This is a genomic window from Dyella soli, from assembly GCF_054482295.1.
Window position 1 is genome coordinate 164,770 of record NZ_JBTFFU010000002.1, and the last position, 12,993, is coordinate 177,762.

11 protein-coding genes and 1 pseudogene are annotated in these 12,993 nt (G+C 69.3%); 5 read left to right on the forward strand and 7 right to left on the reverse strand.

The genetic code is table 11. The annotated features are described in order from the left end of the window. Positions 1-57: 57 nt before the first annotated feature. Positions 58-375: a hypothetical protein gene (locus tag ACXU4B_RS11140; protein ID WP_131412530.1), complete on the reverse strand. Its 318-nt coding sequence runs from the start codon at positions 373-375 to the stop codon at positions 58-60. A 151-nt stretch (positions 376-526) separates the two neighbouring features. Next, a complete protein-coding gene (locus ACXU4B_RS11145) occupies positions 527-1,330 on the reverse strand; it encodes an SAM-dependent methyltransferase (protein ID WP_240734161.1) in 804 nt (267 codons plus the stop codon). A gap of 259 nt (positions 1,331-1,589) precedes the next feature. Here ACXU4B_RS11145 and ACXU4B_RS11150 point away from each other — a divergent pair, with 259 nt between their 5' ends. Next, the gene (locus ACXU4B_RS11150; protein WP_131412528.1) at positions 1,590-2,072 is read left to right on the forward strand and encodes a hypothetical protein; all 483 of its coding nucleotides are present in this window, start codon (positions 1,590-1,592) and stop codon (positions 2,070-2,072) included. A 98-nt stretch (positions 2,073-2,170) separates the two neighbouring features. Further along, entirely contained in the window at positions 2,171-3,028 is an 858-nt protein-coding gene (locus ACXU4B_RS11155; protein WP_131412526.1) for a fumarylacetoacetate hydrolase family protein, read from the forward strand. 44 nt (positions 3,029-3,072) lie between these two features. Here the strand turns inward: ACXU4B_RS11155 and ACXU4B_RS11160 are convergent, their stop codons facing one another. Further along, positions 3,073-4,644, reverse strand: a complete 1,572-nt coding sequence (locus tag ACXU4B_RS11160; RefSeq protein ID WP_131412524.1) for a S53 family peptidase — start codon at positions 4,642-4,644, stop codon at positions 3,073-3,075. 167 nt (positions 4,645-4,811) lie between these two features. Between ACXU4B_RS11160 and hemB the strand changes: the two genes are divergently transcribed. Further along, complete coding sequence (gene hemB / locus ACXU4B_RS11165; RefSeq protein WP_131412522.1) at positions 4,812-5,804, forward strand: porphobilinogen synthase; 993 nt, start codon at positions 4,812-4,814, stop codon at positions 5,802-5,804. Positions 5,805-6,233: 429 nt separating this feature from the next. On the opposite strand, the gene ACXU4B_RS11170 is transcribed toward hemB, so the two are convergent. Together ACXU4B_RS11170 and ACXU4B_RS11175 are read right to left on the reverse strand one after the other, a co-directional pair. After that, a complete protein-coding gene (locus ACXU4B_RS11170; RefSeq protein WP_131412520.1) occupies positions 6,234-6,614 on the reverse strand; it encodes a tautomerase family protein in 381 nt (126 codons plus the stop codon). Positions 6,615-6,639: 25 nt separating this feature from the next. Beyond that, positions 6,640-7,203, reverse strand: a complete 564-nt coding sequence (locus ACXU4B_RS11175; protein ID WP_240734178.1) for a DUF4865 family protein — start codon at positions 7,201-7,203, stop codon at positions 6,640-6,642. Between the two features lie 119 nt (positions 7,204-7,322). Here ACXU4B_RS11175 and ACXU4B_RS11180 point away from each other — a divergent pair, with 119 nt between their 5' ends. Beyond that, positions 7,323-8,213 (forward strand): LysR substrate-binding domain-containing protein, encoded by an 891-nt coding sequence (locus tag ACXU4B_RS11180; protein WP_131412516.1) that lies wholly within the window; start codon positions 7,323-7,325, stop codon positions 8,211-8,213. Positions 8,214-8,315: 102 nt separating this feature from the next. Beyond that, the gene (locus ACXU4B_RS11185; RefSeq protein ID WP_131412514.1) at positions 8,316-10,157 is read left to right on the forward strand and encodes a monovalent cation:proton antiporter-2 (CPA2) family protein; all 1,842 of its coding nucleotides are present in this window, start codon (positions 8,316-8,318) and stop codon (positions 10,155-10,157) included. A 76-nt stretch (positions 10,158-10,233) separates the two neighbouring features. Here ACXU4B_RS11185 and ACXU4B_RS11190 read toward each other — a convergent pair whose 3' ends face one another. Both ACXU4B_RS11190 and ACXU4B_RS11195 read right to left on the reverse strand, forming a co-directional pair. Beyond that, positions 10,234-12,426, reverse strand: a complete 2,193-nt coding sequence (locus ACXU4B_RS11190) for an ankyrin repeat domain-containing protein (protein ID WP_458910891.1) — start codon at positions 12,424-12,426, stop codon at positions 10,234-10,236. After that, positions 12,409-12,942, reverse strand: a pseudogene (locus tag ACXU4B_RS11195) (ankyrin repeat domain-containing protein); the annotation flags it as partial. The pseudogene ACXU4B_RS11195 and the gene ACXU4B_RS11190, both read right to left, overlap by 18 nt. Positions 12,943-12,993: the final 51 nt, after the last annotated feature.

Genomic DNA, 12,993 nt, shown 5'->3' on the forward strand with positions numbered 1-12,993 from the left:
GGAAGGCTCCTGTCAGACACCTGCGGCTTGAGTAGCCTTGCAGGAGCATGGCGTGGGTTAGTTCAGTGCGGTGCTGGTGCGATCGTCGGCACGAAGCGCCGCGTGGGCGCCTTTCCTTTGCGAAGGCTTTTCCTCTTCCTCGTCGCCTTCTTCCTCTTCTTCTTCCTCTTCCTTGCCCGGATTCGTCTGCACGTGGAACATCGGTCCCTGGTGCAGCAGCGCGTAAAGCTCGGCCGTGCTCCTGGCGATGATCGCGGCGCCAAGGGCGGCGTCGACCTGGGTGTCCGCCACGACCTGGGCGAGTTCTTCCGAGGTAGCGTGCCGCAGCTCGGCGTCCGCACCCATCCTTTCGAGCAATTCGATGACGTCCGACATGGCCTTACCCCCTGTATGGTCAATTGACGTGAAGTAGTTCCTTGACTTCCCGTTCTCCCCCTCCCCGGGGAGCGCCGGAAGGTCGGATCATATCGCCCTTCTTTGTCAGAAGTGTGCAGGCAGGTGCTAGGAACCTTTCGGGTCCCGCCGCTCAGGCCTCCAGGGCGAGATCCAGCGCGGCGAGGCGCGACTGCACCTCGGGATCTGGCTGCATGGAGCGGGCCGGCGGCACCACCAGGGTGTCGGACATGGTCAGCTCTGCCTGCGGCAGGGCCGCCAGCGGCAGGCGTTCGATGCGCGGCGACTGGATCGGCAGGGTCACCGCCCGGTAGACGATGACTTCGTGGTCCAGCGGGTAGTCGCGCGCCAGCACGTCGACCAGCACCTGCCGATAGGCCGCGCCGGTGGCAAAGCGCTTGCTGGTCTGTTCGCCGGCCAGCCCGACCTGCCACAGGATCAGGCAGGCGCTGGGGTCGATGCGGCGGCGGTAGAGCATGAACTGGGTAGTGTCGAAGTGCTGGCAGCCCACGCTGCCCGGATCGATGCCCAGGTCGGCGTACAGGCAGTCTTCCGACGAAATGCCCGGTTCCATGTGCGCCCGATAGCCTTCCTCGCGCGCCACCCGGATCGCCCGGTGCGGCGCCCAGGCGAACACGCCGGGGTGGCCGTAGAACACGCCGCAGACACGCCGGCCGGCACGCACCTCGGTCATGATGGCGTCGACCATCTGCCGATAGGTCTGCCGGCGAGACTTGCCCTCCGCATACAGGGGCTGGAGGCTGCGGACATCGGCATGCATCTGCTTGAGCCACAGTTCCACGACCCCGTCGGAGACGCCGGCGAACACCACCTCGGCACGTTCGATGTGGTTGCGCGCCAGCGGGCTGATGTGCGAGCCGAGGGTGATGCCAATGCCCACGCAGACGAGGCTGCCGGTCGACGAGGTCGTGCTCAATGGCTGGTGCTCCGTGATCGGAAGGGCGGCGGGCGAGGGCGGTTCCCTGCCGCCGGATCCAGCATACGGGGAACGCTTCGCCGCTCGCCAGCCTGCATCCCCGCCGTCGCATAAGCGGTTCGGGTCGCCGCAGCCGGCATCGCTACAGCAAGCACCGTCGCCGCGAGACTATGATTCGGGCAGGCCTCGCCGCGGCGTCGTCCGTCGCGCTCGCCCCGGCCATGACAGGACCCATCCCATGGAAGAGGAGTCATCGCTCATGAAGCTGTCTTTGTTGTTCTGGACCGGACTGGCCGTGGCAGCCTTGCCCGCATGGCCGGCCTGGGCGCAGCAGGCACCGTTGCGCACGCTTTCCTCGCCCGCCACACCCGGGCAGGCGCCATCGATCGACCCGGCGGCAGCACAGGACGGTCGAGTCGACAGCACTTACCGCGAGCCCCTTGCTGGCCATGTCGCCGCGGATGGCCGGCGACTCATTCCGGCGGCCAGCGGCAAGGCCTCGTTGCCGGTCTTCCCGGCGACCGCCTCGGCGACCGAAAACGTGTCGCGCGGTGCGCTCGCCTTCGCGGCGAAAGCCGCGTTCTCGCTGGCGGCGGCCCGCACCGGCACGGCAACACCGGTACCGGCGCCGTCCTATCCGGCCTATCGCCCCGGCATGCCCCAGCCGGAGCCCGCGGCCGAGGCCATTGGCTGCCAACCCAATGGTGCGATGACGACCCCGCAGGCCTGCGCCGGTCGCTGAGCGACGAGCCGGACCGGCGCCAACCGGCGTAGTAAGCTCGCACGGGTAGCGAGCAGGTTTCGGACGTCCAAAGGGCCTGCGACGCGCGGAGATCTGAAATGCGATTCTTGCGCTTCCGGCAGGGCGAACGCGTGGGCATGGCGGCGGATGCCGGCAGCGGATTCCGTGCGCTGTTCGAAGGCGAGGCCGGCTATCCGGGTGATGCCTCGGCGCTGGCCCGCATGGATGCGCGCCGCCGCGCCGATGCCGTGAAGGCGCTGGGCGCGGGCATCGCGATCGATCCCGCCGCAGTGGCGCTGCTGCCGCCCAGCGCGCATCCGGGCAAGATCATCTGCCTGGGCCTGAACTATCGCGACCACGCGCAGGAGTTTGCCTTCGAGCCGCCGGCCTATCCCACGCTGTTCGCGCGCTTTGCCTCCAGCCTGGTCGGGCATGGCCAGGCGCTGGTGCGTCCTCGCGTCTCCGACTGCTTCGACTACGAAGGCGAGCTGGCCGTGATCCTTGGACGGGGCGGCCGGCATGTCACGCCGGAGCAGGCGCTCGACCACGTATTCGGCTACACCGTCTTCAATGACGGCTCGATCCGCGACTACCAGTTGCGCACGCCGCAATGGACGGTGGGCAAGAACTTCGACGGCACCGGCGCTTTTGGCCCGTGGGTGGTGACGGCGGACGAACTGCCGCCGGGCGCCACCGGACTGATGCTGGAGACGCGGCTCAACGGCGCGGTCATGCAGCGGGCGTCGACCAGCGACATGATCTTCGGCGTGGCGCAGACCATCGCCATCCTCAGCGAGGCGATGACGCTCGATGCCGGCGACGTCATCGTGATGGGCACGCCCTCCGGCGTGGGTTATGCGCGCAAGCCGCCGCTGTACATGAAGGCCGGCGACGTGTGCGAGGTGGACATCGAGCGCATCGGCGTGCTGCGCAACCCGGTGGTCGACGAGGCCTGAGCGAGGCCCGCGCCGCCTGCCGACGCGGGCCTCGCGATGGACGCTTACGGCGGCGCGGTCGTCGCGGGGGCGCCGACGCTGCCGCTGGTCATCGAGGACAGGGCGTTGAGCAAGGCCTGGCCCTTCGGGCTGCCGCGCCCGGTGCAGGCGTCCCAGCCCTTGGCCGCCTTGAACAAACCATCGTTGCCCTTGGTGATGTCGTGGAACGCCGTGGCCGGGATGCTGTACAGCGCTTCATGGGGATCGCCCAGGCTGTGGCCCAGCGTCTGGCTGCAGCGCGCGAGCAACGCGGCCCACAACGGCGCCACGGCACTGGTGCCGCCAATCACCTGGTCCTGGCCGTCAACGCGCACCTGATAGCCGGTGGTGGGGTCGGCGTCGCCGGCCACGTCGGGCACGCCGCGTCCGGCGAAGCCCTTGGCACCCTTGGGCACCTTCGAGGATGACTGCCACGAGGGCCGGGCGAACTGCGCGCTGACGCCGCCGCCCGTGGCACCTTCGTTGCCGGCCAGCTCGTTCCACACGGTCTCGCTCTTGATCGCGCTGCCGTTCGTCGTGAGCTTGGTGCCGCCACAGGCGAGCACGTAGGGGCTGGACGCGGGAAAGTCGACATGCGGCTTGCCGTCACTTTCGCCGTCGGTGAAGCCGCTGTCGCCGCAGGCCACCGTCACGGTGACGCCCAGCGCGACCGCGTCTTCCAGCGCCGACTGCATGGCGGCCAGCGACGGTGCCGACCAGCTGTCCTCCGGTCCGCCCCAGCTGATCGAGATGATCGACGGATGATTCGTCGTGTCGTGCGCGGCCTGCGAAATGGCTTCGTAGAAGCCCTGGTCCGTATTGGGCGCGAAATACAGCGCGATGGCCGCGCCGGGCGCGAGCGCGCCGATGATCTCCACGTCCAGCATCACCTCGCCGTCGGCATCGCTGCCGGTCTGGCTCGTGCCGCCCGCCACCGACACCTGGGTAACCGTGGGCGGATGGTTGATGCCCAGGCCCTGGAGGTACTGGGTGAAATCGGCCTGCGTGAAACCGCCGCCGAGCTCGATCACCGCCAAGGTCTGGCCGCTGCCGTCCGTGTTGGCGGGAAAGTCGTAGAGCTGCCCGACCTGGATGGGCGTATAGCTCGTACTCGCCGCCGCCATCGCGCGACGGAAATGCGGGCGTGCCACCGGTCGCTTGTCCAGGCCGAGCACGGCGATGACTGCGGGCGCGACATCCGCGGGAAGCTGGGGCTTGCCGTGGCAGCCGAGCATCACCGGACCGCCAGCGGACACCTGGTAACGCCCCAGTTGCACGCCGAACGCCTGCTGCAGTGCCTGTGGCGCACCGCGCAGGTGCATCACGCGCCGGTGCAGTTCACAGCCGGTTTCCTGCAGCCCGTGCGTGCGCGCAAACCCGCGCACCGATTCTGCATCGGCCGCGTCGGCGCCCCAGTGGGTGCCGAAATCCTCGCGCCTCGCTGCCGGCGGATGTGGCCACGCCGCCGGCGCGGGGCGAATGCCCTTGCGACGCAACACGACCGTCACGTCGATCGGCGCGGTGTCGTCGTGTGGGCCGAGATACTGCGCGTCGGCGGCCAGCGGCCAGCGATGGGGGCGAGCGGCAGGGGTGTTCATGACCTGACTCCTGGTTGGGCGGGGGCGGGGAGAGCCTGCACCGGCGAACGTGTCAGCCAGGTATTCGCAGGATCCGGCGTTCATGCTGGGTGCGGTTTGCCGGTCCCGTCGGCCGCGCCTGGCGCAAGGCGCTAAAATGGCGCGATGCCTTTCGTGAGAACTTGCCCATGAGCTTTCCCGCCATCCGCATGCGCCGCATGCGCCGCGATGCCTTCTCCCGCGCACTGATGCGCGAGCACACGCTGTTGGCCAGCGACCTGATCATGGTCGCGTTCGTCATCGAGGGTGAAGGCCAGCGCGAGCCGGTGCCGTCGATGCCGGGCGTCGAGCGCCTGTCCATCGACCAGTTGCTCACGCTGGCGGGTGAGTGCGTGCGGCTGGGCATTCCTGCGCTGGCGTTGTTCCCGTCGCCGGGCGCCGCGGTGAAGACCGAGGACGCGCGCGAGGCATGGAATCCGATGGGCCTGATGCAGCGGGCCACGCGCGCATTCAAGGCGACCTATCCCGAGCTCGGCCTGATCGGTGACGTGGCGCTCGACCCTTACACCACGCATGGCCAGGACGGCCTGATCGATGCCGACGGCTACGTGATGAACGAACCGACCATCGAGGCGCTGATCAAGATGTCGCTGGCGCAGGCCGAGGCCGGCATGGATTTCGTGGCGCCGTCGGACATGATGGACGGCCGCATCGGCGCGATCCGCGATGCGCTGGAAGGCGCGGGCCACATCCACACTCGCATCCTCGCCTATTCGGCCAAATACGCGTCGGCGTTCTATGGCCCGTTCCGTGACGCGGTCGGTTCGGCAGCCAATCTCGGCAAGGGCAACAAGCACACCTACCAGATGGATGTCGGCAACAGCGACGAAGCCCTGCGCGAGATCGAACTGGACATCAGCGAAGGTGCCGATGCGGTGATGGTGAAGCCCGGCATGCCCTACCTCGATGTGCTGCGGCGCGTGAAGGACGCCTTCGGCATGCCCACCTTCGTCTACCAGGTGAGCGGCGAGTACGCGATGCTCAAGGCCGCCGCGCAGAACGGCTGGCTGGACGAAAAGGCCGTCGTGCTCGAGTCGCTCACCGCCTTCAAGCGCGCGGGCGCCGATGCCATCCTCACGTACTTCGCCGTGGATGCGGCGCGGTGGTTGCGGGGGGAGTAGGCCTCTTGGCCTTCGCCTTTCCTGGCCCCTCTCCCCTCGGGAGAGGGGTTGGGGTGAGGGTGCGGGGCTTGCGTGGCCTTTCCATCTCGCGCTCCGACCGAACCCTCATCCGCCTGCCGGCACCTTCTCTCCCACAGGGACTACCTTCGGGTCGCCGGAGGGAGAAGGATTCCTTCGATGGAGCCGGCCTTAAGCCCTCTCGGCTTCAGCGTCCTGCGGCATAGCCGTGATCCATGAGGTAGCACGCACCGAAGTGCGGCTGGCCCCAGTCGCCGGCGGTTGTATCCCACGCCGTGCTGCCAGCCTTTGAGGCCATTTCTTTGGGGTACTTTTCTATGGGCCAGCAAAGAAAAGTGACTCGGACCGCGGCAGCGGTTCGAAACGCCCGCCGCGCAGGCGGCACCCTGGCGACGAGGCTCAGCAAGAGGCCTACGCGTACTGCGCCACCCCATTCCCGAACGACCAGTTCTCCTTGGCCGTCTCCAGCAAATTGATGAACACATCCTGCGGCCGCAGTCCCGGTTCGACGCCCAGCAGTTCGGCGGTCCGTTGGTAGAACGCCTTCTTCTGCTCCAGCGTGCGCGTGTTGTTGCAGGCGACCTGGATGATCACCAGGTCATCGGTGCGCGCGATGTCCAGGTAGTTGGCGTCGTAGTCGAACTCCTCCGCGTCGTGTTGATGCACCACGATGAAGCGATCGTTCTGCGGCACGTTGAACGATTCGATCATGGCGCGGTAGATGCTGTTGCGGATGGCAGCGATGTGTTGCGGCGACTTGCCGCGACGAAGGGAGACGCGTACGAGTGGCATGGTGGATGCTCCGTGGGGATGGTGGTCAGCCGCGGGTGGGAGGCTGCGAGACGTGGCCGACGGCATACAGCCGGCGATGTGAAGCGGCGGTGGCGGCGGGTGGCTCGCGCCACAGTCGAAAGCGCACGCGCGTCCATGTGGTGGGCTCGAATGCATTGACCGCGGCCAAGGCACCGCGACCGATGTCGTGCTGCAGGGCGGACTGTTCGTCGCGACGCAGGGCATCGAGGTCGGTGTACGGTTCGATCGCGTGGATCTCTTGCGAGGCGAAGCGGGCGTCGCGCGCCTCGGGCGTCACCTGGGCATCCCACACGGGCCAGCAGCCGATCACCGGCCAGCCAAAGGCCTGCGCGACGCCGGCGAAACCCGGACTGCCCAGGAAGCGCTGCATCGCGGCGCTGTCGCGCCACAGGTAGAACGGCGCATACAGGTTCTCGTGCGCGTCGAAGGTGGGGTCGCCCCGCGTCGTGTGCAGGTAGGCCTTGAAGTGCAGGCCGTCGAAATCGTCGAGCATCGGCCCCTTGCTGGCGATGCGCTGGCGGACGATCGCCATGTCGTAGTCGGCGGGCAGGGTGAAGCTGTATTGCATGGCGATCACGGCCCGATCCTCCGGCCCGGTTATTGACGGGAGCAAGCTTAGGGTCGAGAGTAATGTCCTGAAAAGCAGAAAATAGTGAATCAATCATTCACTAAAGCAGGATGATTGCCATGCGACGGGTCACCTTTGATCTCGATGTCCTGCGCAGCTTCGTAACCGGTGTGGAGCTGGGCAGTTTTGCGCGCGCCGCCGAGCGGCTCGGCCGCTCCACCTCGGCGCTCAGCGCCCAGCTCAAGAAGCTGGAGGAACAGGCCGGCACGCCGGTCTTGCGCAAGGCGGGGCGCGGCATGGTGCTGACCGAGGCCGGCGAGACCATGCTGGCCTACGCGCGTCGCCTGCTGGAGCTCAACGATGAAGCGGCCAGCGCGCTGCGTGGCGCCCAACTCGAAGGCGGCGTGCGGCTGGGCCTGCAGGAGGATTTCGGCGAGAGTCTGTTGCCCGGGGTGCTCGGGCGCTTCGCACGGGCGCATCCCAGGGTCCGCGTCGAAGTGCGCATCGCGCGCAACGCGGAGCTGCTCGACCGGCTTGCCTCGGGGCGACTCGACCTTGCGCTGGCATGGGATGCCGGCGTGACCACGCCGTACGCGGAACACCTGGGTGACGTGCCGATGTGCTGGATCGGCGCCGGCGGCCTGGACCCGGCGCGCCTGCGCCCGCCTGGCGAAGCGTTGCCGCTGGTGATGCTGGAGGCGCCGTGCCTGATGCGCACCGCCGCGATCACCGCACTCGATCGCGCCAATATCCCCTGGCGCATTGCCTTTACCAGCGCGAGCCTTGCCGGCATCTGGGCCGCGGTGGCCGCCGGACTTGGCCTGTCGCTGCGCACGTCGTGCGGGCTGCCGCCGAGCGTGCGCGCGCTGGCGCCGCAGAGCGTCATGCTGCCGTCGCTCGGATCGCTGGGGCTGCGCCTGCATCGCGCCGAGGCCGATCCCGCGCCGGCGATCACGCAGCTGGCGAGCATCCTTGCGCGGCAATGGCAGGAGCTTCCACTCGCGGCGTGAATCGTGATGCGCGTGGCGCGCGTCACGGACCGGGTCGCGACGGACCGGGTCATCGATGGCGGCGCCGTGGAATAATGACCAACCCCTGGAAGGAGTGCGCGGGTGGATAGTCGCCATTTTCTGCAGACGGCGCTGGTGTTCCTGCTGGCGACGGTCATCGCGGTGCCGCTGACCAAACGCTTCAGGCTCGGCTCGGTGCTGGGCTACCTGCTCGCCGGCATCGCGATCGGGCCGCAGGAGCTCGGCCTGATCAGCGATACGGGCGGCGTGGCGACCATCTCCGAATTCGGCGTGGTGCTGATGCTGTTCGTCATCGGCCTGGAGCTGTCGCCGCAGCGACTGTGGGTGATGCGGCGGCAAGTGTTCGGCACCGGCCTGCTGCAGGTGCTGGGGACCAGCCTCGTGCTCGGCATCGCCGGCTTTTACCTGTTCGGACTCACCCTCAACGCCGCGGCCATCGTCGGCAGCAGCCTGGCCCTGTCCTCCACCGCCTTTGGCCTGCAGATACTGGCCGAGCGGAAGGAAGCCGGCACGCCTTACGGCCGGCAGGCCTTCGCCATCCTGCTGTTCCAGGACCTGGCGGCGATCCCGCTGATCGCCGTGGTGCCGCTGCTGGCCGCCGAATCGACCACGCACGGCTTCAACCCATGGATCGTGGCGCGCACGGTGGGCGTGATCATCGCGGTGGTCGTGGGTGGTCGCTATCTGTTGCGGCCGGTGTTCCGTTTCGTGGCCAAGACCGACGCGATCGAAGTGTCCACCGCCACGGCGCTGCTGGTGGTGATGGGGACGGCCTGGGTGATGGAACTGGTTGGCGTGTCGGCCACGCTCGGCGCGTTTCTCGCCGGCGTGCTGCTGGCCGATTCCGAATACCGGCACGACCTGGAATCGCATCTCGAACCATTCAAGGGCCTGCTGCTCGGCCTGTTCTTCATCAGCGTCGGCATGTCGATGGACGTGTCCCTGCTGTTCCAGCAGCCGCAGATGGTGGCCTTGCTGGTGATCGTGCTGGTGTCGCTCAAGGGTGCCCTGCTGTGGCCACTGGGCCGCCTGATCGGAGGCCTGGACCGGCGCGACTCGCTGCGGCTCGCGGTGCTGCTGGCCTGTGGCGGCGAATTCGCCTTCGTGGTGCTCAAGCTGGCGCGTGAGCAGGACCTCATCACGCCGACGCAACATGGCCTGCAGGTGTTGGCCATCACGCTGTCGATGGCCTTCACGCCGCTGCTGGTGGCGCTGCTGGGGCGCGTGCTCGGCAGCAAGCCGAGGAAGACGCGCGCGTACGACACCATCGTGGCCGATTCGCCGCGCGTGATCATCGCCGGCTACGGCCGCATGGGCCAGATCGTGGCCCGCGTGCTGCGCGCGCAGGGCATTTCGTTCGTGGCGCTGGATCATTCGGTGGAGCAGATCGACCTGGTCCAGCGCTTTGGCAACACCAGCAACATCTTCTATGGCGACCCGGCGCGTCCGGAATTGCTGCGCGCCGCGCAGATCGAACAGGCGGACGTGTTCGTGCTGGCCAGCGATGACCCCGAGGCCAGCCTGCGCACGGCGCGCGTGGTGCGGCGGCTGTATCCCGGCCTGAAGGTGGTCGCGCGCGCACGCAATCGCCAGCACGCATGGCGGCTGATGGACCTGGGCGTGGAACTGCCCGTGCGCGAGACGCTTTACTCCAGCCTCAAGATGACGCGCATGACGCTGGAAGCGCTGGGCATGTCCGCCGAGCTGGCGGCCGATCGCGTCGAGCGTTTCCGGCGCCACGACGCGGAGCTGCTCAAGCGGCAATACCTGGTGTACGACGACGATGCACGCATCCTGCAGACCACGCGCGAGGCGCTGGCCGACCTCGACCAGCTCTACCAGGCGGACGCCGAGCCGGAAGCCGAGCGCGAGCGGCTGAAGCCGACCCATGTCACACCGGACGACCAGGACGTGACGCGCTGACGCGCTTCGCTACTGCTGTCGCAACGAGACCACGGCAAGAAAAAGCCCGCCATCGGCGGGCTTTTTCTTGCCAGCTTCAGTCGGCCGGCTGGGCGGGCTGCCGCAGCATCTGCCGCACGCTGGGAATGGCACCATTGCTGCGCGCGGCCAGTTCGTGCGCGATGTCGACATAGCCGATGGCGCGGGCCACATCGGCCGCCGTGCGACCGAAGGCGTCGGCGGCCTGGCGATCCGCGCCGCGCGCCAGCAGCACGCGGGCCGGCGCCAGCAAGGCATGCATGGCGCAGGCGTGCAGGGCGGTGACGCCGCGCTGGTCGGCATGCTCGAGCGTGGCGCCCGCGTCCAATAGCACCGGCACCAGCGCACCGATGTGCGTGGCATCGCAGTCGCTGCCCGGGCGCAGGTGCGCGCCAAGCAACAGCAGCAACGCAGTCTTGCCTTCCTTGTCGGCGAGGCTGACGTCGGCGCTGCGCTTGAGCAGCGCGTCGAACAGGCGGCGCGCGCGCAGGCTGTCGTTGTGGTCGAAGCCGTACTGCGCGGCGGCATGCAGGGCCGCATGGCCGCGCGCATCGATGGCATTCACCTCGGCGCCCGCTTCAAGCAGCTGCTCGGCGATCTCCGGATAGCCCATGGCCGCGGCGATCATCAGTGCAGTGGCGTCGCCCGGCAGTCGCTGGTCCACCGCGACGCCGTGCTGCAGCAGCAAGGCAACCAGTGTTTCGCGGCGCGCGCCCACCGCCGCCGCAAGCGGCGTCATGCCGTTGGTGGCCGCCAGCGTGGCATCGGCGCCCTTGTCGAGCAGCAGGGCCGCCACTTCGCGCTGGCCGGCGCCGCACGCGTGCAGCAGCGACGTGGCGCCCTGGTGGTCGCGGGTATCGACGGCAAAGCCGAGCTCGAGCAGGCGCTCGACCGCGGCCAGCGCTCCGGCCGTGGCCGCCAGCGGCAGGTCGTCGGCGCGCAGCGGGCGGGCGGGACGGGTCCAGTCACCCCAGTTCAACCAGCGCTCGATGGCGCCATGTTCCAGCGAGAGGCCGAGCGGTGTTTCGCCATTGGCATCGATCGCTTCCGGGTCCGCGCCGTGCGCCACCAGGGCGCGCACCAGCGGCAGTGCGCGTTCGCCATGTTCCAGTGCGGCGAACAGCGGCGTGCGGCCGCTGCCGTCGCGCGTGTTGGGGTCGCAGCCGCGTGCCAGCAGCGCCTGCAGCAGGGCGGCATGGCCGAAGGTGGCGGCCAGGTGCACCGGCGTGCGCTCGCGCGCGTCGACGCCGAACGGATCGGCGCCGCGTTCGAGCAGGGCCATGGGCAGCGCCGCGCCCTGTGCGCTGTCTTCCAGCCGCACCAGGGCCTGCGCCAGCAGGCCGGTACCGGCCGGGCTCGCGCCGGCCTGCAGCAGGTCTTCCACCGCCTCGGTGGCAGCAGGCAATTGCGGCAGCAGGGCGTCGAACAGGCGGCGGCCCAGCGGCGGCAGCGGGGACTCGCCGCCCTCGGCGGTGTCGGCGTCGTCGACCAGCTGCGGCTGCAGGCGGGCCTCGGGGTTGAGCCCGTGGTCGAGCAACCAGCGGCGGGCGCCGCCCTGGCCGGGCGCGGCCAGTTCCAGGTAGAGCTGGGCGAGCTGCGACTGCGGCCATTCGCGCACGCGCGCGCTGAAGCTGGAGACGATGGCCCAGTGGCCGAAGCGCAGGGCGTCGAGCAGGTGCGCCGGGGTGTCGGCGCCTTCGGGCAGCGCCTCCATGCTCAGGCTGGCCGGGAGCGGAGTCTCCGGATCGAGCAGGGCCACCAGGTCCCAGCGGCCGGCGGCAGCGGCATGGTCAAGCGCGCTGCGGCCGTCGCTGCCAACGGTCTTCGCTTCGGCACCCAGGGCCAGCAGGGCGCGGATCATTTCGGCATGGGCCTGCGGCGACTGGCAGGCAAGGGTCAGGGCGTCGCGGCCATGGCTGTCGCGTGCGCGCGCATTGGGCTGGGCCTCGGCCAGCAATTTCACGATGCCCACGGCGCCGGCACGGGCCGCCTCCATCAGCGCGGTGCTGCCTCGGCGATCGCTCAGCGATGCATCGGCACCGGCGGCGCGCAGGGCGCGGGCGATCTGTTCGTGGCCTTCGGCGGCGGCGGCCATCAGCGCGCTGCGATGGCGCGCGTCCACGGCATTGACCGCGGCGCGATGCTTGAGCAACAGCTTCACGCCTTCCACGTCGTCGTCGGCTACTCCGGCAGCGGCGACCAGCGCGGGTTCGCCATCGGCAGGCGTCGGCTTGGCGCCGCGTTCCAGCAGGAACTTCGCCAGCGGCCAGTTGGCGGCGCGGCAGGCGACCGCGAGCGGGCTCAGCCCGGCCTTGTTGAGCGCGTTGACCGGCGCGGCGGCGTCCAGCAGCATCGCGGCCACGATGGGTTCACCGGTCAGCACGGCGCCATGCAGGGCCGTGTTGCCCTCGGCATCGGCGGCCAGCGGGTTGGCGCCATTGGCCAGCAGGGTCATCACGGCGTCGGCGCGGCCGTGCCAGCTGTCGCGGGTGGCGGCCAGCAGTGGGGTGAAGCCACCGCTGGCGCGGTTGACGTCGGCGCCCCTGGCAATCAGCGCGCGCAGCAGGCGCGTGTCCGGCAGCAGCGCGGCCAGCATCAGCACGGGACGCTGGTCGCGTTCGCCGGCGGCGGGGGCGGTATTGGGGTCCGCGCCGGCCTCCACCAGCGCCAGCGCGCGCTCGATGTCGCCGTCGCGCGTGGCGGCCAGCAGGGCCCGCGCCTGTTCGGGCGTGCCGGCAGTGCGTTCTTGCTCGCTGAGCTGCGGCGCCGGCCGAGGCGCCGGGGCGGCGGCCGCCGGCTCGACCACGCCGGCAGCAGG

What these genes read in the sequence shown, in the direction of transcription:
- ACXU4B_RS11140 (WP_131412530.1), bottom strand. Translation starts at nt 375, where the DNA reads ATGTCGGACGTCATCGAATTGCTCGAAAGGATGGGTGCGGACGCCGAG.
- ACXU4B_RS11150 (WP_131412528.1), top strand. Translation starts at nt 1,590, where the DNA reads ATGAAGCTGTCTTTGTTGTTCTGGACCGGACTGGCCGTGGCAGCCTTG.
- ACXU4B_RS11155 (WP_131412526.1), top strand. Translation starts at nt 2,171, where the DNA reads ATGCGATTCTTGCGCTTCCGGCAGGGCGAACGCGTGGGCATGGCGGCG.
- ACXU4B_RS11160 (WP_131412524.1), bottom strand. Translation starts at nt 4,644, where the DNA reads ATGAACACCCCTGCCGCTCGCCCCCATCGCTGGCCGCTGGCCGCCGAC.
- hemB (WP_131412522.1), top strand. Translation starts at nt 4,812, where the DNA reads ATGAGCTTTCCCGCCATCCGCATGCGCCGCATGCGCCGCGATGCCTTC.
- ACXU4B_RS11170 (WP_131412520.1), bottom strand. Translation starts at nt 6,614, where the DNA reads ATGCCACTCGTACGCGTCTCCCTTCGTCGCGGCAAGTCGCCGCAACAC.
- ACXU4B_RS11175 (WP_240734178.1), bottom strand. Translation starts at nt 7,203, where the DNA reads ATGCAATACAGCTTCACCCTGCCCGCCGACTACGACATGGCGATCGTC.
- ACXU4B_RS11180 (WP_131412516.1), top strand. Translation starts at nt 7,323, where the DNA reads ATGCGACGGGTCACCTTTGATCTCGATGTCCTGCGCAGCTTCGTAACC.